Source organism: Streptomyces sp. NPDC087422, from assembly GCF_044744145.1.
Taxonomy (GTDB): domain Bacteria; phylum Actinomycetota; class Actinomycetes; order Streptomycetales; family Streptomycetaceae; genus Actinacidiphila.
The window spans coordinates 554,157-573,937 of the sequence record NZ_JBIUXT010000005.1; the positions used below are offsets into that span (position 1 = coordinate 554,157).

The 19,781-nt window shown below is 71.9% G+C and carries 17 protein-coding genes; 7 read left to right on the forward strand and 10 right to left on the reverse strand.

Going from position 1 to position 19,781, the window contains the following annotated elements:
• Positions 1-47: 47 nt before the first annotated feature.
• The 4 genes from ACIO6U_RS19590 to ACIO6U_RS19605 form a co-directional block, all read right to left on the reverse strand.
• Entirely contained in the window at positions 48-830 is a 783-nt protein-coding gene (locus ACIO6U_RS19590; protein ID WP_401720643.1) for an ABC transporter ATP-binding protein, read from the reverse strand.
• Positions 814-1,716 (reverse strand): ABC transporter permease, encoded by a 903-nt coding sequence (locus ACIO6U_RS19595; protein WP_355347516.1) that lies wholly within the window; start codon positions 1,714-1,716, stop codon positions 814-816. The genes ACIO6U_RS19590 and ACIO6U_RS19595 overlap by 17 nt, the downstream gene beginning before the upstream one ends.
• A gap of 90 nt (positions 1,717-1,806) precedes the next feature.
• Complete coding sequence (locus tag ACIO6U_RS19600) at positions 1,807-3,420, reverse strand: rhodanese-like domain-containing protein (RefSeq protein ID WP_401720647.1); 1,614 nt, start codon at positions 3,418-3,420, stop codon at positions 1,807-1,809.
• 26 nt (positions 3,421-3,446) lie between these two features.
• A complete protein-coding gene (locus ACIO6U_RS19605; protein WP_401720650.1) occupies positions 3,447-4,223 on the reverse strand; it encodes an SDR family NAD(P)-dependent oxidoreductase in 777 nt (258 codons plus the stop codon).
• Between the two features lie 439 nt (positions 4,224-4,662).
• Here ACIO6U_RS19605 and ACIO6U_RS19610 point away from each other — a divergent pair, with 439 nt between their 5' ends.
• From ACIO6U_RS19610 to ACIO6U_RS19625, 4 genes are all read left to right on the forward strand, one after another.
• Positions 4,663-5,592 carry a LysR family transcriptional regulator gene (locus ACIO6U_RS19610; protein WP_355347507.1) on the forward strand — a complete coding sequence of 310 codons (930 nt, stop codon included), beginning with the start codon at positions 4,663-4,665 and terminating at the stop codon, positions 5,590-5,592.
• A gap of 202 nt (positions 5,593-5,794) precedes the next feature.
• A complete protein-coding gene (locus ACIO6U_RS19615; RefSeq protein WP_401720652.1) occupies positions 5,795-7,003 on the forward strand; it encodes an acyl-CoA dehydrogenase family protein in 1,209 nt (402 codons plus the stop codon).
• A gap of 247 nt (positions 7,004-7,250) precedes the next feature.
• On the forward strand, positions 7,251-8,219 hold the full coding sequence (locus ACIO6U_RS19620) for an SDR family NAD(P)-dependent oxidoreductase (RefSeq protein WP_401720655.1): 969 nt from the start codon (positions 7,251-7,253) through the stop codon (positions 8,217-8,219).
• Positions 8,220-8,349: 130 nt separating this feature from the next.
• Positions 8,350-10,008 (forward strand): DHA2 family efflux MFS transporter permease subunit, encoded by a 1,659-nt coding sequence (locus tag ACIO6U_RS19625; protein ID WP_391052099.1) that lies wholly within the window; start codon positions 8,350-8,352, stop codon positions 10,006-10,008.
• A gap of 1 nt (position 10,009) precedes the next feature.
• On the opposite strand, the gene ACIO6U_RS19630 is transcribed toward ACIO6U_RS19625, so the two are convergent.
• Genes ACIO6U_RS19630 through ACIO6U_RS19650 form a run of 5 tightly spaced genes read right to left on the reverse strand, consistent with a single transcriptional unit; the run spans position 10,010 to position 13,920 of the window.
• A complete protein-coding gene (locus tag ACIO6U_RS19630) occupies positions 10,010-11,092 on the reverse strand; it encodes a serine hydrolase domain-containing protein (protein ID WP_401720658.1) in 1,083 nt (360 codons plus the stop codon).
• Positions 11,089-12,021: a DUF6895 family protein gene (locus ACIO6U_RS19635; protein WP_401720661.1), complete on the reverse strand. Its 933-nt coding sequence runs from the start codon at positions 12,019-12,021 to the stop codon at positions 11,089-11,091. The genes ACIO6U_RS19630 and ACIO6U_RS19635 overlap by 4 nt, the downstream gene beginning before the upstream one ends.
• A complete protein-coding gene (locus ACIO6U_RS19640) occupies positions 12,021-13,004 on the reverse strand; it encodes a DUF6895 family protein (RefSeq protein WP_355347490.1) in 984 nt (327 codons plus the stop codon). The genes ACIO6U_RS19635 and ACIO6U_RS19640 overlap by 1 nt, the downstream gene beginning before the upstream one ends.
• Positions 13,001-13,717 (reverse strand): hypothetical protein, encoded by a 717-nt coding sequence (locus ACIO6U_RS19645; RefSeq protein ID WP_391164248.1) that lies wholly within the window; start codon positions 13,715-13,717, stop codon positions 13,001-13,003. The genes ACIO6U_RS19640 and ACIO6U_RS19645 overlap by 4 nt, the downstream gene beginning before the upstream one ends.
• A gap of 14 nt (positions 13,718-13,731) precedes the next feature.
• Positions 13,732-13,920: a hypothetical protein gene (locus ACIO6U_RS19650; RefSeq protein ID WP_391052108.1), complete on the reverse strand. Its 189-nt coding sequence runs from the start codon at positions 13,918-13,920 to the stop codon at positions 13,732-13,734.
• Between the two features lie 431 nt (positions 13,921-14,351).
• On the opposite strand from ACIO6U_RS19650, the gene ACIO6U_RS19655 reads away from it, so the two are divergent.
• The 3 genes from ACIO6U_RS19655 (at position 14,352) to ACIO6U_RS19665 (ending at position 18,692) form a co-directional block, all read left to right on the forward strand.
• Positions 14,352-16,571 (forward strand): NADP-dependent isocitrate dehydrogenase, encoded by a 2,220-nt coding sequence (locus ACIO6U_RS19655; RefSeq protein WP_401720665.1) that lies wholly within the window; start codon positions 14,352-14,354, stop codon positions 16,569-16,571.
• 223 nt (positions 16,572-16,794) lie between these two features.
• Positions 16,795-17,877: a Dyp-type peroxidase gene (locus ACIO6U_RS19660; protein WP_401720668.1), complete on the forward strand. Its 1,083-nt coding sequence runs from the start codon at positions 16,795-16,797 to the stop codon at positions 17,875-17,877.
• The gene (locus ACIO6U_RS19665) at positions 17,874-18,692 is read left to right on the forward strand and encodes a family 1 encapsulin nanocompartment shell protein (RefSeq protein ID WP_355347477.1); all 819 of its coding nucleotides are present in this window, start codon (positions 17,874-17,876) and stop codon (positions 18,690-18,692) included. The genes ACIO6U_RS19660 and ACIO6U_RS19665 overlap by 4 nt, the downstream gene beginning before the upstream one ends.
• A gap of 1 nt (position 18,693) precedes the next feature.
• Here the strand turns inward: ACIO6U_RS19665 and ACIO6U_RS19670 are convergent, their stop codons facing one another.
• Positions 18,694-19,746, reverse strand: coding sequence for a phosphotransferase family protein (locus ACIO6U_RS19670; protein WP_401720671.1), 1,053 nt, complete (start codon positions 19,744-19,746; stop codon positions 18,694-18,696).
• Positions 19,747-19,781: the final 35 nt, after the last annotated feature.

The following is a 19,781-nucleotide window of genomic DNA, read 5'->3' on the forward strand; positions in this document are numbered from 1 at the left end:
GATGTGTCGGGTGAAGACGGTTCGTGGTGCTCTGATCTGACGGGCCGTCAATGGCCGGCGGCCACCTCCTCGTCGCCGCCGCCGACCGTGCGGGCCACGCCGAGCTGATCGAGCAGCGCCGCCCGCAGTTCGAGGAACCGCGGATCGTCGCGGTGGCGGGGCTTGTCGATCTCGACCCGCTGGTCCAGGGCGATCGAACCGCGCGAGAGGACCAGGACACGGTCGGCGAGCAGGATCGCCTCGTCCACGTCATGGGTGACCAGGACGACGGCGGGCTCGTGCTTGGCACACAGCGCCGCCAGCAGGTCGTGCATCTTGATCCGGGTCAGCGCGTCCAGGGCCGCGAAGGGCTCGTCGAGCAGCAGCAGATCGGGCTCGGTGACCAGCGCGCGGGCGAGCGCGACACGCTGCGCCTCACCGCCGGACAGCGTCCGGGGCCAGGCTTTGGCGTGGCTCTCGATACCGACCTCGGCCAGCGCGCCGAGCGCTTTGCCGTACGCGGATCGCGGACGCCGCGCGCCGAGCACGACATTGCGCCACACCTTCTGCGCGGGAACCAGCCGCGGCTCCTGGAAGACGGTCGACCGCACGCGGGGCACGACGACATTTCCCTCGTCGGCGGTGTCGAGTCCGCCGACGATACGGAGCAACGTCGTCTTACCGGTGCCGGACGCTCCGAGCAGCGCGACGAACTCCCCCTTCCGCAGCCGGAGATCGACCCCGTCGAGCACCGCACGGCCGTCGAAGACCCGTCGGACCCCCAGCGCGGTGACGGCGTATCCCGCGCTGTCCGCGGCGAGGTCGCCCGGCGATTCAGTTGATACCGACACGGGCCCTCCAAGGCAGGACGAGACGCTCGACGCCGCGCATGACGAAGTCGATGAGGATGCCCAGCACGGCGTAGATCCAGATGCCGGCGATGACGATGTCCGGGCGCTGGTTGTTCTGGGCGTTGATGATCAGATAGCCGATCCCGGCGGTGGAGTTGACCTGCTCGGCCAGCACCAGCGACAGCAGCGAGAAGGAGCAGGCGAAGCGCAGACCGGTGAGGATGCCGGGCAGCGCCGTCGGGAAGATGATCCGGCGGGCGATCCGGAAGCCGCTGAGCCCGAAGGTCCTGCCCGCCTCGATGAGCTTTTGGTCGACGCCCTTCACGGCGTGGAACGTGTTCAGGTAGAGCGGGAACAGCGCCGCCGCGGTGATGAGGGCGAGCTTGGACGGCTCGTCGATGCCGAACCAGGTGACGAACAGCGGGACCAGCGCGATGAACGGCACCGTCCGCAGCATCTGGAGGGTGGCGTCGAAGATCTCCTCGCCGATCTTCCACAGACCGGCGAAGATCCCGAGCACCAGCCCCGCGCTGCCGCCGAGCAGCAGCCCCTCACCGGCCCGCCGCAGCGACACCGGTACGGCGGCCTGGAGCGAGCCGTTGTTCCACAGGTACTGGTACGCCTCGACGATGGTCTTCGGCGAGGGCAGCACGTCCTCGGTGGTCCAGCCCCAGGTCAACGCGAGCTGCCAGAGGGCGATCAGTGCGACGGGCACGCCGACGCGCAGGGTCCAGCCGCTCCAGAAGCGGACCCGCTTGCGCACGCTCTCGCGCCCGCGGTTGCGCGGGCTGAGGTCGATGAGCCCCGCCGCGCCCCGCGGAGTCCTCGTGGCGGTCGGCGCACCGGGCGCGGGCGCGGTGTCGGTGACGGAAGCGGCGCCGGTCAACGCGTCACCTCGGCGGCGGTGTCGACCGGCCGGGTGGTGAGGGGCCTGGCGATGGCGGTCATGAGCGTGTCCTCACAGGGGGTCAGTGCCTCAGGCGAACTTCTTGAACGGAACGGTGTCGTCCTGCGCCAACTCGGCGACCAGGCCGAGCTCCCAGGACAGATAGCGGCGGAATCCGGCCTTGCGGTCCTCGGGGTCGCTCTCGCGCCAGCCGGAGGCGACGACGTCCTCCGGCGCGTGCAGCCACTCGGCCCGGTCGGTCTCCACGGGCAGACCGGCCGCGCGCCACGCCGCCGTGCCGCCGTCGAGCACCCGCACCGGACGGCCGGTGGCCGCCGCGAGGTCGGCGGCGGCGTAGCGCGCGAGCACCCCGTCGGAGGAGGTCAGCACGACCGGCCCGGTGCCGGGCAGCTCGGCCGCCGACGCGGCGAGGCGGGCGCGGATGGCGAACCGGGCGCCGGGGACGTGGCCGGTGCGGTACTCCGGGCTGGGCGCCACGTCGAGCACGAGCCGGGTGTCGGCCGGGGCGCCGTCCAGCTCCTGCGCGGTGACCGTCTCGAAGCCGCCGGACGGCGGGTCGAGGAGGGGCCGCGGCACCGGGCCGGTCTCCAGGTCGACGCCTTCCAGGGCCCGGTCGAGGACGAACACCTGCGCCCAGCCGATCTGGGCGATCCAGGAGGCGGCGACCGCGGCCCGTACGCCGTCGTTGTCGACGAGGACCACACGGGAATGGTGCGTGCCGACGTGCCGGAACACCCACGGCGCGACATCCCAGCTCGGCGCCGACAGGGAGCCGGGCAGGTGACCGGCCTCGAACTCCTCGGGCGTGCGCACGTCCAGGACGTACAGCGAACGCGTGTCGTCCTTGCCGAACGCCGCGAGCGCCGCCGCGTCGATGTGCTCGATCCCGAAGCGCTCGCCGAAGCGGACCGCGCTCTCCCGCGCCGCCTCCAGCGCCGCGCCGGTCGGCGGCGCCACCGAGGACGTCTCGCCGTGGTCGAGTTCGTGCCCCTCCAGCACCCACGACTGGGTGCCGCCCTCCAGCGACACCACCCGGTTCGGCAGGCCCGCGTTGATGAGCACCTGGGCGCCGAGGATGCTCCGCGTGCGCCCGGCGCAGTTGACCACGACGAGCGTGTCGGGCGAGGACACCGCCTCGGCCGCGCGGTAGACGAGTTCGGCGCCAGGTATCGACGTCCCGCCGGGCAGGCTGTGGTCGCGGAACTCGCCGATGGGGCGGCTGTCCAGCAGCACGATGTCCTCACCGGCCGCGCGGCGGCTCAGGAAGTCCGGCACGCTGATGTGCGGCGTCTGGTAGACCTCCTCGATCCACTCGCCGAAGGCCTGCCCGATGACGTGATCGCCGCCGCTGTGGACCTTGTGCCCGGCCGCGGCCCACGCGGCGAGGCCGCCGTCGAGCACCCGGACGTCGGTGTAGCCGAGCGCGCGCAGCCGGGCCGCGCCCCGCCCCGCCAGCTCCGCGTCGCCGCCGTCGTAGACGACGACCGGCGTGTCACGGCGGGGGACCAGCGCCCCCACCTTCAGCTCCAGGACGCTGAGCGGGATCGAGACGGCGAGCAGGATCGACCCCTGCGCCGCCGTGACGCCGGACTCACGGACGTCGACGAGCGCGTACTCCTGGCCGCCGTCGAGCAGCGCGCGCAACTCGTCGACGGCGATGGCGGGGGCCACGGATTCGGTCATGGGAACTCTCCTGGACTCTGGTCGGATCAGTAGTGGATGGCGCCGGGCACGCCGCCGCCGGCGTAGACGCCGTCGCCGACGACGGCCACGCTGCGCGGTGAGGCGAGGAAGGCGACCACCCACGCCACCTCGTGCGGCTCGATCACCCGGCCGATGACGTTGCCCGGCGCGGCGGGCGCCGCGCCGTCGGCCGCGCCCCCGCTCTGCAGCTCGACGTACCGCTCGGTGCGGGTGGGACCGGGGTGGACGACGGTGACGTTGACGCCGTGCGGGCCGAGTTCGTCGGCGACGTTCTTGGTCAGCGCGATCACCGAGGCGTTGCGGACCGAGCCGATCACCGAGACGGTCGAACGGGCCCCGGTGCCGCTGATGTTGATGACACGGCCCCAGCCGTTCTCGATCAGCAGCGGCGCGACGGCCTTGATGGTGCGCAGATAGCCGATCACCTTGACGTTGAGCTGCCGTTGGAACCAGGCGTCGTCGGCGTCCTGGAAGCTCGGCCCCTTCTGCGCGGGCTGCTCGGCGGCGTTGTTGACGAGGATGTCGATACCGCCGAAGGCCGTTCTCACGGTGTCGACCAGCTCGCGCACCGAGTCGTCGTCACCGGTGTCGGCCCGCACGGCGAGCACGTCGGCGCCGGTCGACTCCCTGATCCGTACGACCGCGTCGTCCAGGACGTCCCCCCGCCGTCCGGTGATCGCCACCCGCACGCCCTCGCGCGCCAGTTCCTCGGCGATGGCGTAACCGATGCCCGTGCCGCCCCCGGTGACGACGGCGCGTTTTCCTTCGAGTTCGAGACCCATGGACTTCCCCGATCGAGTGCCCGACGGCGACGCCGAGCTGCGAATAGGGCCTCAGCCTGCGGGGACGGGAAGGGGCGAACAAGAAGATCTGGCTACAGCAATAGCCGGGACCTGGCTTAACAGTGGGGTGGGCGAGGGCGGCCGGGGCGGCACTGTGCGAATCGACACGATCTAGGACGTGGTGGGAATCGGGGTGGGTGTGCGATCCTCGGTGCGTGACCGGGACGGACCTCTTCGCGCGACGCCATGTCGATCTCATGCGCGTCTGCGTCGCCGCCTGTCGTCGTTGATCCGCACCACGCCGTTGGTGCCGAAGCGCGGCCTGCCCTCCTAGGAGCGCCGCCGCTCGTCAGAATCGAACCCAGACCGCCGCCGCCGGTACCGGCCGCGCCGCGCCTGGGTGTCGTGGGGGTCAACTCGACAACATCTGAGGTCAACCATGAGCATGCTCGACCTGCGTCGCATGATGCTGCTACGCGATCTCGCCGATCTTGGCACGGTCACCGCCGTCGCCGAACGGCGCAACATCACCAACTCCGCCGTCTCACAGCAACTCCGGGTCCTGGAGGTCGAGACCGGCTCGATCCTGTTCCGCAGGGACGGGCGCACCCTGGGCCTCACCCGCAGCGGCCGGATCCTCGTGGACCACGTACGCGTCGTGCTCGGCGCCGTCGATGACGCGATGAGCGCGCTCGCGGCCACCCGCGACCAGGTCTCGGGACAGATCGCGATGGTCTCCTACAACCTGGGCATACCCGTCCTGGCGGCGCCGCTGATCCACCTGCTGAGCGCCGAGGAGCCGCACTTGCAGATCCACCTCCAGCAGGCCGAGGCCGATGACGCGCTGCGCCTGCTGCGCCAGGGCGAGGTCGACGTGGCCGTCACCTACCGGTGCGACTTCGAGGCGCAGGACCTGCTCAACGGGCTGAGCCGGGAGGTGCTGCTGGTCGAGCCGTTCGTGCTCCTTGCGCCGACCGGGCTGCACGCCCGGGTCCGCAGCCTGGGGCTCGCCGCGCTCGCCGAACAGGTGTGGGTCACCGGTCTGGCCAACTCCACCCTGGACACCGCGCTGCTGCGGGCCGCCGAGCGGGCCGGGTTCACCCCGCGGATCACGCACCGGCTGGTGACCGCCCAGATCGTCTGCGACCTGGCCGCCACCGAGGTCGTCTCGGCGATCGTGCCCCGGCTGTCCGTACCGGCGCACCTGGAACACCTCATCGTCGAGGGCGTGCCGATCGGCTACCGCACGATCAGTTCGGTCACGCGCACCACCCGCAGGAACGACCCGAACATCGCGCTCGTCCTGCGCACGCTGCGCTCGATCGGTGAACAGGCGCTGCACAGACGGGTCCTGCGGGTCGCCTCCTGACCGCGCCGCCAGGACCGCGTACCGCGCCGCGCACCCGCGCGGTCCGGGACCGGGACCGCGCCGCGGTGACGAGCGCACCTCGGCCCGACAGTTAAGCGCAGCCGCAACGACGCCGTAGCCGAACCTTGTTGATCGGCCACGCCGCCGGATCGACGCTGAGGTGCCACAGGAACCGGGTGCCACAGTGAGCAGGGGAGCACGCATGACGGAAACAGCCGAGGCCACGAGCGGTGTCACCTTCGGCTCGGCGCGACTGCGGGAGCTGATCGAGCACATCGGCGACGGCGCGATCGGGCGGGACGAGCGCGACGAACTGCCGTACGCGGCCGTCGAGGCGGCGAAAAGGGCAGGGCTCGGCGCCCTGCGGGTGCCGGTCGAACGGGGCGGGGGCGGCGCGAGCCTCACCCAGCTCTTCGAGGTGTTCATCGACCTGGGCGCCGCGGACTCCAATGTGGCGCACATCCTGCGCAGCCACTTCGGTGTGGTGGAGGGGCTGCTGCGCGGCGCCCGCCCCGAGGACGCGGTCTGGCTCGACCGTGTCGCGCGCGGTGAGCTGATCGGCTCCGCCTCCACCGAACTGGGCGCGAAGGCGGGGGCCACCGACTTCCCGTACCGGACCACCGTCAGCCGCACGGACGGCGGCCTGCGGCTGAACGGGACGAAGCACTACACCACGGGCAGCCTGTACATGGACTGGCTGGTCGTCGGCGTCACCGACGTGGACGGTGGGAGGGCCCAGGTCATCGTCCCCACCGACCGCCCCGGCGTGCTGCGCCCCAACGACTGGGACGGCTTCGGCCAGCGCTTCACGGGCAGCGGCACGGTGACCTTCGACGATGTCGCCATCACACCCGAGGACTACTTCGTCCGGGCGACCGACGCCCGCGAATCCGTCCCGTACCCCGCGACGTTCTTCCACATCCAGCTCAACGCGATGATCGCGGGCATCCTGCGCCGGGTGGCGGCCGACGCCGTCGCACACGTCCGCGCCAAGAAACGGGCTTTCTACCACGCGCCCGCCGACGCGCCGACCGAGGACCCGATCGTGCAGTACAGCGTGGGGCTGCTGCACAGCCAGGCGTTCGCCGCGCAGGCCCTGGTCCTGACCGCCGGACGCGCGTTGGAGGACGCCTACGCGGCGCGCGGCACCCCCGAGGAGGCCGAGCTGTCCGCGCGCGCGTCGCTGCTCAACGCCAAGGCCAAGGTCGTCGTGGACGAACTCGCCAACCGCGCCGCGTCCGAGCTCTTCGACATCGGCGGCGGCTCGCTGGTCCGCCGCGGCGCCCACCTCGACCGGCACTGGCGCAACATCCGTACGATCGCCGCCCACAATCCGAAGACGCTCAAAGCGGTCGCGGTGGGCCGCTACGAACTCAACGGAACGCCGCTGCCGAACCAGGGCTTCTTCTAGGAACCGCCCCGACACGTCCGGCGCCGCGGCGCTTGCGCTGGAGTTCACTCCAGCTCCTAGGGCGCGTCCGCAAGGTCTCGTCGTCCGCCCGGAGGGCGGGGCTGGGGGTGTCTGGTGCGTGCGATCGCAAGGCGGAGGGTCGTCCTCATAGTGGGCCTATTCGGATGAGCCCGACAACGCAGCGAGCCTGCGTGCCAGGCGCCGCCAGCCAGACGAGACTTTGCGGACACGCCCTAGCGTGTGAGGCATGACAACGACTCAGCACGCGATCGGCTCGGGATTCGGCGCACAGACCACCGCGCGGGAGGTGCTGGAGGGGATCGACCTGACCGGCAGGCTCGCCCTCGTCACCGGCGGCTACTCCGGCATCGGCCTGGAGACCACCCGCGCGCTGGCCGCGGCGGGCGCCCACGTCGTCGTACCGGCCAGGCGGCCCGCGACCGCCAAGGACGCGCTCGACGGCGTCGACGGCGTGGAGGTCGACGAGCTCGACCTGGCCGACCTCGACAGCGTCCGCGGTTTCGCCGAGCGCTTCCTGGCCACCGGGCGCGGCATCGACATCGTCATCAACAGCGCCGCCGTCATGGCCTGCCCCGAGACGCGGGTAGGACCCGGCTGGGAGGCGCAGTTCGCCACCAACCACCTCGGGCACTACGCGCTGGTGAACCGGCTGTGGCCGGCGATCGAGGACGGCGGCGCGCGCGTCGTCGCGGTCTCCTCGGCCGGTCACCACTACTCCGCCATCCGCTGGGACGACCCGCAGTTCGCGCGCGGCGGCTACGAGAAGTGGCAGGCGTACGGCCAGGCCAAGACGGCCAACGTGCTGTTCGCGGTGCACCTCGACCAGCTCGCCGCGCGGCGCGGGGTGCGGGCCTTCGCGCTGCACCCCGGCGGCATCCTCACCCCGCTCCAGCGCCACCTGCCCCAGTCGGAGCTGATCGAGCGCGGCCTGATCGACGAGAACGGCGAACCGCTGGAGTCGGCCGGGCTCAAGAGCACCGAGCAGGGCGCCGCCACCCAGGTCTGGGCCGCCACCTCGCCCATGCTCGACGGCAAGGGCGGCGTCTACCTGGCGGACTGCGAGATCGCCGAGCCCGCGCCCGCGGACGGCACCAGGATCGGTGTGAAGGACTACGCGGTCGACCCGGACCAGGCCGCCCGGCTGTGGACGCTGTCGGCCGAACTGACCGGTGTGGACGCCGTCACGCCCCGGTAGGCCGCCCGCTCACGCCCCGCCCGCACCCGCGACCCCGCACTCCCCAGCAGCCGGTAGGGGGTCGCGGCACCGGGCGGCGTAATGTTGCCCAAGGCAAACAGAGCAGCATTACGGGAGAGGAAGCAGCACCATGAGTGCTCAGGCAGACGCCGCGCCGGCCGGCACCGCGGCGCCCCCGACGGAGTACACACACCGGCAGATCATGGTCATCCTCTCGGGGCTGCTGCTCGGCATGTTCCTGGCGGCACTGGACCAGACGGTGGTCTCCACGGCCATCTACAAGATCGGTGAGAGCCTCAACGGCCTGACCGCCCAGGCGTGGGTGACCACCGCCTTCCTGATCACCTCGACGATCAGCACACCGCTGTACGGCAAGCTCTCCGACCAGTACGGGCGCAAGCCGTTCTTCCTCTTCGCCATCGCGATATTCATCGTCGGCTCGGCGCTGTGCATGCTGTCGACGTCGATGTACATGCTCGCGGGCTTCCGCGCCCTCCAGGGCATCGGCGCGGGCGGGCTGTTCTCGCTCGCGCTCGCCATCGTCGGCGACATCATCCCGCCGCGCCAACGAGCCAAGTACCAGGGCTACTTCATGGCCGTCTTCGGCACGTCCAGCGTGCTGGGACCGGTCATCGGCGGCGCGCTGGCCGGGCAGGACTCGCTGCTCGGCATCGACGGCTGGCGCTGGATCTTCCTGATCAACGTCCCCATCGGCATCCTCGCCCTGTTCGTGGTCGCCAGGGTCCTGCACGTGCGCCAGGAACGACGGCCGCACCGGATCGACTACCTCGGGGCGACCGCGCTGATCGTCGCCCTCGTACCGCTGCTGATCGTGGCCGAACAGGGCCGCGAGTGGGGCTGGGGCGCCGCGTCCTCGCTGTCCTGCTACATCATCGGCGCGGTCGGCATCGTCGCCTTCCTGCTGGCCGAGCGCCGGGCGGGCGAGGAGGCGCTGCTGCCGCTGCGGCTCTTCCGCAACGGCGTCTTCGCGGTCGGCTCCGCGCAGTCCGCGATCATCGGCATCGGCATGTTCGGCGGCATCACGCTGCTGCCGCTCTACCTCCAGCTCGTCAAGGGCAACTCGCCGACCAAGGCCGGTCTGCTCACCCTGCCGCTGGTGCTCGGCATCATGATCTTCTCGATGGTGTCCGGCCAGATCACCTCGCGCACCGGCCGCTACAAGATCTTCCCCATCATCGGCTGCGCCCTGCTGGTGGGCGGCATGCTGATGCTGTGGCAGATGTCGGCCGACAGCAGCCTGTTCTACGTGGACGTGTCGATGTTCGTCGTCGGCGCCGGACTCGGCCTGAACATGCAGACGATCGTGCTGGCCATGCAGAACGCGGTGCCGCCGCGCGACATCGGGGTCGCCACCTCCTCGACGACCTTCTTCCGGCAGATGGGCGGCACGCTCGGCGTCGCCGTCTTCCTGTCGATCGTCTACTCCGTCGTGGGCGGCAAGATCGGCTCCGCCTTCGCCGCCGCCAAGGGAGGAGAAGCGTTCCAGCAGGCCGCCGCCGCGCACCCGGACCAGCTCAAGACGCTCACCTCGGCGTCCTCGGGCAGCACCGGCACGCTCAACGACACGTCGTTCCTCAGCCATGTCGACCCGGCGCTCGCCCACCCCTTCAAGACCGGCTTCACCGACGCGATCAACGTCGCCTTCCTCGTCGGCGCGGGCGTCCTGGTGATCGCCTTCGTGCTGTCGCTGCTCATCAAGGAGGTCCCGCTGCGCACCACGGCGGGGGACTTCTCGCAGGAGGAGAAGGTGGAGGCGGCGACCTCCTGAGTCAGGGCGTGTCCGTCGGCTCACCGCACAGCCGGTACAGCAGCGCGTAGGCCGTCTTGACGATGCGGCAGCCGCGGTCGTGCCGGGTGGCGCATCCGGCCACCGCCGTACCGGTCGCCGGGTGGAAGCCGAGGAACGTCTGCTGCCCGAAGGTGGCCCCCGCGTGGAAGAGCAGGGGGCCACCCGGCGCCGGATGGTGGTACCAGGTCAGCGTGTGCGTGTTCCGGTGACCGAGCCCCCGGCGCAGTTGCGGGACCTGGACGTCGCGCAGCGCCGCCTCCAACGCCGTGCCGCCGGGCCGCAGGTGCGCCTCGGCGTAGCGGAGCAGGTCGGTCGGTGTGGACCGGACCCCGCCCGCCGCCGTGAAGGCCGCCATGTCGGTCGGCGGCAGCGGCGTACGCCCGTCGGTCCGGTAGCCGACCGCCGCGAGGACACCGCCCGGCCCCGTCGTCGTGCCGTGCAGCCCCAGGGGCGCCAGCACCCGCCCCGCCAGCAGCGTGCCGTAGTCCGTTCCCGTGGCGTGTTCCATCGCGGGTCCGAGCAGCGCGATGCCGAGGTTGGAGTAGTGCCAGCGGCTGCCGGGGGCGTGGCGGGTACGAGTGTCCGCGAAGGCCCGCAGCAGCCGTCCGGTGTCGTAGCGGGCGTAGCTGTTGGTGTACGGCCGCAGCACCGCGCCCGCCACCAGGTCACGCGGCACGCGCGGCAGCCCCGAGGTGTGGGTCGCCAGGTGCCGCAGCGTGATCCGCCGCGCGTACGGGTGGGGGAGCGGCAGGTCCGGCAGGTGCGCGGCGAGCGGGTCGTCGAGACCGAGTACGCCGTCGCGGGCGAGTGCCGCCAGCAGCAGCACGGTGAACGTCTTGGAGAGCGAGCCGAGTTCGTACCGCGCCTCCTCGCGCGCCGCCCGCGGCGGCGCGCTGCCGCCGCCCACCAGCGTCCGCCGTCCCGCGCGGGAGACGGCCAGCACGACATCGGGCGCCCTGACCTCGGTGACCGCCCGCTCCAGCAGGTCGCGGACCGGCGCGCCGTCGGCCGTACGGTCCTCGGCCTCGTCCGGCGCGAGGCGGTCCACCGCTGTGGCGCTCACGCGACCGCGTCCGTGTCCGCCGACAGCGCGCGGGAGGTGGCCATCGCGGAGGCGAAGGCGGCGACCAGCGTCGGGTGGTGCACCTGGTCGAAGACCTCGGCCGCGTCCCCGTCCGGCATCCCGTTGCGCACCGGCATCGCACCGCTGTCGGACTGCGCGGCGGCGTACCGCTCCCACACCTCGCCGTCGAGCGCCGGGCGCGGCAGACAGGCGTCCACGACCAGCAGTTCGCCGAGCAGGTCCCAGTGGGCGAGGTCGGCCCAGTCCTCGGTCCAGGCCGGGAGATACCGCGTCAGGTAGTCGACGATCGCGGGCGGGATGCGGTCCGGCGCCTCGCCCCAGTTGGTGAGGTGGAAGACGGTGTGGGTGAGGTCGTACGCGATGTGGAACTGCACCGTCCAGGGCTCCGGCGTCTGGCCCAGCCAGGTGCGCTCCACGGCCAGGTCGAAGTCGCCGCTGGGCACCAGGCCCAGCTTGCGCTCGGCGTTGAGCAGGCCCAGGCGCCGGTTGGGCACCATCTCCAGGGCCCGCCAGGACGCCGTGCGGCGCGAGAGGGCGACGGCGTCCTCCACACCGGGGTGCCGGTGGCCCAGTTCGTAGAAGGTCGCGTAGATCTCCAGCGGCACGGGGGAGAGCGGTTCGTCGCGCTGGAGCGCCGCCAGTACGTTGCCGCCGTCCAGCAACTCGCGCCAGGCGAAGTCCAGCAGCCGCAGCGACCGGTCGCGCTGCCGTGACCCGGCCACGCCCTCGCGTGAGAGCACCCGCATGTTGATCGCCAACTCGCCGATGGGTTTGAGGCGTTCGATGACCGCGCCGCTGGTGGCGCGGTCGTCGTCGGTGAGCCGGAAGTGCTCCCGGTTCGCGTCGAGCCAGGCCAGCGCGCGCTCGCCCACCTGGTGCAGGAGCGCGGGGGATGCGGCCGTCGTCATCACGATGCTGCCTCGCTTTCCAGGACCGGGCGCCGTACGCCCGCGGTCGGGCCCGCCGGCCGCGTCGGGCCGATCCGGGCCAGGGTGGCCGCGAAGGCGGTCACCAACGTGGAGTGGTAGCAGGCGGTGAACGCCTCGGCGGCGGCCGTGCCCGGCGGCGGCGCGGCGCCGATCTCGGGCACCGCGCCGTCCGCGCCCTGCGCCCCGGCCAACAGCCGCCAGGCCGCCGCGTCCGGGACGGGCGCGGGCAGGCAGGCCGCCACGGCGAGCAGTTCGCCGACCAGATCCCACAGCTCCTCCTCCAGCCAGCTCTCCAGCCAGGACGGGATCCACAGCCGCAGATACTCGGCGCGGTCGGCGGGCATCCGGTGCGGGGCGCGGCCCCAGTCGGTGAGGTGGAAGACGTCGTGCGTCACGCCGTAGGCCGCCTTGCGGTCCAGCGTCCACGGCTCGACCGCCCGGCCGAGTCCCGTCATGGCCAGCACCGCGTCGAAGTCGGCGTGGTGTCGCAGCCCGATCCGCCGCTCGGCGTTGAGCACGCCGAGGGTACGGGTGTGGTCCTCGCGCGCCACCCGCCAGCCGCGCAGCCCGGTCATGGTGCGCACCAGTTCCTCGACGCCCGGATGGCTCAGCCCGGTCTGCGCGAAGACCCCGTACAGCTCGACCGGGTAGGTCGCGCGCGGCTCGCCGCGGATCAGGTCGCCGAACAGCTCACCGTCGCGCGTCTCACGCCAGGCGAAGCGGAAGAGGCCGTCCGCGAGGTCGCGGACGGCGGGCAGCGGGTGGTGCGTACGGATGAGGTGGCTGAGTTCGGCCAGCTCGCCGAGGGGTTTGAGCGTGGTGTTGGGATCGGCGTCGGTCGTCACGTCCGGGGGCAGCCGGAAGCACGGGCGCATGCCGTCCAGCCAGGTGAGCGCCGAGACGGCCATGCGGTCCAGCGGCTCCGGACCGGCGCCCGCCGCGGGGACCCGGCCGCCGGTCACGAACCGCGCCCGTGGAAACGCGCCGCCGCGGTGATGTGCAGCGCCACGCGGGGGTCGTCGCCGCTCATCTGACGGACGAACACCAGGCCGCTGTCCAGACCGAGCGAGTCCGGAACGTCCGGCAGGCCCGCCAGCCAGCGGCCGATCCCGGCCGCCTGGAGCCAGTCCCGACGGCGGACCGCGCGGACGAAGCCGCGGGCCAGGTCGTCGGTGCGCTCCGCCAGGCACCCGGCCAGCGGGGTGTCGAGCCCCGGCAGTGACAGCGAGGCCAACTGCGAGGCCCGGTGGGCCAGTCGCGGCCACGCGTCGGTGGCGGCCCACTGCGTCGCGGCGGGCGGCTCCGGCGGCCGGCCGTCGGCGTCCGCGGGCAGGAAGGCGCGCGCCGCCGCCGCGAGCCCCCGGTAGCTCCACACCGACACCTCGGAGGCGTCGGCCCCCGGCGGATAGGCGGCGAGCGCGGCGCGGACGAGGGCCTGATCGGCCGTGCCCGCCGCGCCGCCCGTGTCATGGGCGGGGCCGCGGTCCAGCGCGTACGGCGCCAGTACGTCGGCGCCCAGTACCCGGATCGCGGCCGATGCCACCGCTTCGCCCTGCGGGAGTACGCGCGACAGCGCATAGGAGCCGCCCCCGCCCCGAAGGGCGAGGGCGACTGCCTGTGCGACGTCGGCGACCACAGCGCTCAGCGGGGATGTCCCCTGCGCCTGCTCTGCCAACGTGACCCCTCAGTTCAGGACGCGTCCGTCTTCGTCGGACGGGGGGTCGGGGGCGAGATCAGCAGAAGTCCTACGAGGAGCAGACCGCCGCCGCACTCGCGCGTGTCGCGGTAGATGCCCTCGGGTTCCGCGGAGTCCAGCAGTCCTTCGACCTCAGCGGCGAGGACCGCCGACTCGACCGGGGCTGTGAGATCCGAGTTCATGGAATCATCTCCTTGTTCGGCTGGATCTCCTTCAGCATGGCCGAGGTTCCAAAGTGCCGCAAACGGAACAAATCGCCCAAGTGGCGACCCGTATCGCGGCCGTGCGACACCGGCGCGTACGGCCCGGTCCGCGCCCCGGACGCCGCGGCTCTTTCCTCGCCCGCGCGGCATCCGTCGTGGCCCGACGCTCCCGTACGACCGCGCGGGGAAGGGGAGTTCACGGCCATGAATATTGTCTGACAAGTGAGGTCGGGTGCCCGGCGGTGCCCGACGCGGGACCTCTGACCTGCGCCGGGACGTCGTCATGCGGCGCGCGTACGGCGGTATCCGGGGCGTCCGCGCGGGGCGCGGAGGTGGGGGCGGGTAGGACACGGGTCGGTCACGGGATATCTTGATGTCGAGCAATGTTGCAGACCTGGACGGAGTGACCGGTGGCTGACTCGACCATCATCTACACGCATACCGACGAGGCTCCGGCCCTGGCGACGTACTCGCTGCTGCCGGTGATCGAGGCGTACGCCTCCACCGCCGGGGTCACCGTCGAGACCCGCGACATCTCGCTGTCGGGGCGGATCATCGCCGTCTTCCCCGAGTACCTGCGCGAGGACCAGCGGATCGACGACGCGCTCGCCGAGCTGGGTGAACTGGCCAAGACGCCCGCCGCGAACATCATCAAGCTGCCGAACATCTCGGCGTCGATCCCGCAGCTCAAGGCCGCCATCGCCGAGCTGCGCGAGCAGGGCTACGCGCTGCCCGACTACCCGGACGACCCGAAGTCCGACCAGGACAAGGACGTCCGCGCCCGCTACGACAAGGTCAAGGGCAGCGCCGTCAACCCGGTGCTGCGCGAGGGAAACTCCGACCGCCGCGCCCCCGCCTCGGTGAAGAACTACGCCAAGGCGCACCCGCACCGCATGGGCGCCTGGACGCCGGAGTCCAAGACGAACGTCGCGCACATGGACGGCGACGACTTCCGTTCGACCGAGAAGTCCGCGGTCGTCTCCGAGGCCGGATCGCTCCGCATCGAGCTGGCCGGGGACGACGGCAGCACCACCGTGCTGCGCGAGTCCGTACCCGTACTGGCCGGTGAGGTCGTGGACGCCGCCGTCCTGCGGGTCGCGGCGCTGCGTGAATTCCTCACCGCCCAGATCGCCCGCGCCAAGGCCGAGGGCGTGCTGTTCTCGGTGCACCTCAAGGCCACCATGATGAAGGTCTCCGACCCGATCATCTTCGGCCACGTCGTACGCGCCTTCTTCCCCAAGACCTTCGCCGAGCACGGCGCGACGCTCGCCGCGGCCGGTCTCACCCCGAACGACGGCCTCGGCGGCATCCTCAAGGGCCTGGAGTCGCTGCCCGAGGGCGCCGCGATCAAGGCGTCCTTCGACGCCGAGCTCGCCGAGGGCCCCGAGCTGGCCATGGTCGACTCCGACCGCGGCATCACCAACCTGCACGTGCCCAGCGACGTCATCGTGGACGCGTCCATGCCCGCCATGATCCGCACCTCGGGTCACATGTGGGGGCCTGACGGCCAGGAGGCCGACACCCTCGCGGTCATCCCGGACCGCAGCTACGCGGGCATCTACCAGGTCACCATCGACGACTGCCGCGCGCACGGCGCTTTCGACCCGGCCACCATGGGCTCGGTGCCCAACGTCGGCCTGATGGCCCAGGCCGCCGAGGAGTACGGCAGCCACGACAAGACCTTCGAGATCCCCGTCACCGGTACGGTGCGCGTGGTCGACGGAGCCGGCCGGGCCGTGCTGGAGCAGGCCGTCAGCGCGGGCGACATCTTCCGCATGTGCCAGACCAAGGACGTGCCGATCCAGGACTGGGTCAAGCTCGCCGTCACCCGCGCCCGCGCCACCGGCACCCCCGCGGTGTTCTGGCTGGACGAGGACCGCGCGCACGACGCCAACCTGATCGCCAAGGTCGAGCGGTACCTGCCCGAGCACGACACCGACGGCCTCGACATCCGGATCCTGCCGCCGGTCGACGCCATCGCCTTCTCGCTGGAGCGGATCCGCCGCGGCGAGGACACCATCTCCGTGACCGGCAACGTGCTGCGCGACTACCTCACCGACCTCTTCCCGATCCTCGAACTCGGCACGAGCGCCAAGATGCTCTCGGTCGTCCCGCTGATCAACGGCGGCGGACTGTTCGAGACCGGCGCCGGCGGCTCCGCGCCCAAGCACGTGCAGCAGCTCGTCAAGGAGAACTACCTGCGCTGGGACAGCCTCGGTGAGTTCCTCGCCCTCGCGGTGAGCTTCGAGCACCTCGCGCAGAGCACGGACAACCCGCGCGCCCAGATCCTCGCGGACACCCTCGACCGGGCGACCGGCACCTTCCTCAACGAGGACAAGTCGCCCAGCCGCCGCCTCGGCGGCATCGACAACCGCGGCAGCCACTTCTACCTGGCCCTCTACTGGGCCCAGGAGCTGGCCGCGCAGACCGACGACATCAAGCTCGCGGAGGCGTTCGGCGCGCTCGCCACGACGCTGGCCGAGCAGGAGCAGGCCATCGTCGGCGAGCTGATCGCGGTCCAGGGCTCGCCGGTCGACCTCGGCGGCTACTACCGGCCCGACGCGGCCAAGGCCGCGGCCGTCATGCGGCCGTCGCAGACGCTGAACCAGGCGCTGTCGACCCTGGGCTGACGCCGCCGCCACCGGGCTGACCTGTACGGATCGACCCCGGCGGACATCACCGCATCGCACATCCCCGCGCCCCGACCGGCATGTCCGGCCGGGGCGCGGGCACGAGTCCCGGTGCTTTGCGATAGTTGAGATGTCCCGCTTGTACGCGGACCCCTTCCGATCCCCGGGGTCCCTGTCCGATCCGAGCCTGGTGAGGAACGCATTGACGACACAGGAGAGCGGCGTGCCCGCGGCACCGTCCCCGGCGGCGGAACCGCAGGCGGTGCTGAGCCCGCTGACCACCGCGGCGACCTTCCTGGTGGTGACCGTCGACCCCGGCGGCGAGGCCGTGGCGCGCGACCTGCTGGCCGACCTCGCGGGCTTGCAGCGGTCGATCGGCTTCGGCAGCCCCGAGGGCAGGCTGAGCTGTGTCGCGGGCATCGGCTCCGAGGCGTGGGACCGGCTCTTCGCCGGACCGCGCCCCGCCGGGCTGCACCCCTTCGAGGAACTGCGCGGCGCCCGGCACCGGGCCGTCTCCACCCCCGGCGACCTGCTCTTCCACATCAGGGCCACCCGGATGGACCTGTGCTTCTCGCTCGCCACCGAGATCATGAACCGGCTGCGCGGCTCGGTCACCCTCCGCGACGAGACCCAGGGCTTCGTCTACCGCGATGCCCGCGACCTGCTCGGCTTCGTCGACGGCAGCGAGAATCCGGTCGGCCCGGCCGCCCACCGGGCCGTGCTCATCGGTGACGAGGACGCCGACTTCGCGGGCGGCAGCTACGTCATCGTGCAGAAGTATCTGCACGATCTCGACGCCTGGAACGCGCTGCCCGTCGAGGAGCAGGAAAAGATCATCGGCCGCCGCAAGCTGAGCAATGTGGAGCTGGACGAGGACGCCTCGCACGTCGCGCTCAACACCATCACCGAGGCCGACGGCACCGAGCGCAAGATCCTGCGCGACAACATGCCCTTCGGCAGTCCGGGCAGGGGCGAATTCGGCACCTACTTCATCGGTTACGCGCGCACCCCCGACGTCACCGAGCAGATGCTGCGGAACATGTTCCTCGGCCTGCCGCCCGCCACCCACGACCGCATCCTGGACTTCTCCACGGCCGTCACCGGGACCCTGTTCCACGCCCCGGCCGCCGGTTTCCTGGACGACCTCCCCGACCCGCCCGCCCGCGCGTCCGCGCCGGGCACCGCGACCCCGGCCGCACCCGCCCCCGGCACGGTCCCCGTCGAATCCGCCACCGTCGAATCCGCCCCCGCCGTACCCGACGACTCACTGGGTATCGGCGACCTGAAGAGGAGCACCACGCCGTGAACAACCTGCATCGTGAACTGGCCCCCATCTCCGCCGCCGCCTGGGCCGATCTGGAGGACGAGGCGCGACGCACGTTCAAGCGCAACGTGGCGGGGCGCCGGATCGTGGACGTACCGGAACCGGCCGGATCCGAGCTGTCCGCCGTCGCCACCGGGCACCTCGACGCCATCGAGTCGCCCGCCGACGGCGTCGCCGCGCACGTACGGCGCTCGCAGCCGGTGGTCGAACTGCGGCTGCCCTTCAGCGTCGACCGCCGCCAGGTGGACGACGTCGAGCGCGGCGCGAAGGACGCGGACTGGCAGCCCGTCAAGGACGCCGCCCGGCAGCTCGCCTTCGCCGAGGACCGGGTGATCTTCGAGGGTTACCCGGCCGCCGGTATCGACGGCATCCGCGCCGCCTCCTCCAACCAGGCGATCACCCTGCCCGACGACGTACGCGACTACCCGAACGCCGTCAGTCAGGCGATCACCGCGCTGCGCCTCGCGGGCGTCGACGGCACCTACCACCTGGCGCTCAGCGCCGACGCGTACACCGCGGTCAACGAGACCTCGGACCACGGCTACCCGATCCACCAGCACCTGGCGCGGCTGCTGGACGGCGACATCATCTGGGCGCCCGCCATCGACGGCGCGTTCCTGATCGCCGGCCGCGGCGGCGACTTCGAACTGCGCCTCGGCCAGGACCTGTCCATCGGCTACCTGTCCCACGACGACACCAGCGTGCGGCTCTACTTCCAGGAGACCCTGACCTTCCTCGTCCACACCGCGGAAGCCGCCGTCTCCCTGAAGTCCGCCCCGCGCGCCATCGCGGTCTGAGTCAGGGCGACCGGGTCCGGTCGGGTTCCAGGAACGCCAACGACTCCCGGAGGTTGTGCTCGACGATGCCCAGCATGAAGTCGCGGTCGGGGAAGTCGCCGTCGAGCAGGCGCAGCGGCCCGGCGACGAGCGACAGCCGCATGGCGAGCGCGTAAAACCGCAGCCGCCGCCCGTCCAATTCCGCCCCGCCCCGGTCCGGACCTCGGCCGGGCGCCGGGCGGCCGGGCAGCAGCCGGGCGTAGTGGTCGCCGAAGCGGATGCGCAGGAAGGCGTGCTCCCACTCGACGTCGAAGTACATCAGCCCCTCGACGTCGATCAGGACCGGCCTGCCTCGGGCGTCCACGAGTACGTGGTCGGGACCGAGTTCGCCGTGCACGACGGCGAACCGCTCGCGCGCGGGCACCGCGGCGTACGCCGTCCGCACGACGTCCTCCAGCCGGTCGCGGACGACGGCGATACGGGTGTCGCGCCGGGCGGCCTCGTACAGGTCGTCGAGGGCACGGTCCAGGACGGCCCCCTCGCACGAACCGCCTTTCGACACACCGCCGTTGTCGACCAGTGCGACCTTGCCGAAGCCCGGAGCGGTGTGGTCCGCCATCAGGCCGAGCGCTTCGGCGAGGCGGTCCATGACCGGGGCCGCGCTCCGGGGGTCGGCGCGCAGCATCTCCTCAAGGGTCGGGCCCCGCACGTCCTCGACCACCGCGATGTCGGCGGGGTAGTGCGCCTTGCTGGTATCGGTCAGACGGATCCGCGGTGAGCGGACGCCGAGGTCGTGAAGGCGCCCGTGCGCGGCCTCGAAGAGGTCGATGCCGGAGGCGTGCGAGAACGGGTCGGTGTGGTCAGCGTCCGTGCCGTCGCTCGGCCAGTAGTTCTCGGTGTCGTCCCAGATGTAGACGATGACCGTCGAGTCGTCGTCGAGCGTCAGCCGGTAGACGCCCTTCTTGCTGCCGCCGCGCAGTCGGTCGACCCGTGCGATGCGGCGGCCGGGTCCGAGGGCGGCCCGTGCCACCCCTTCCAGCCGCTCGCGGTCCGGAAATCCGCGTTCCGTGTGCATGCCCCACCCCTCGTGATCGACCGTGCAGTCTCCCA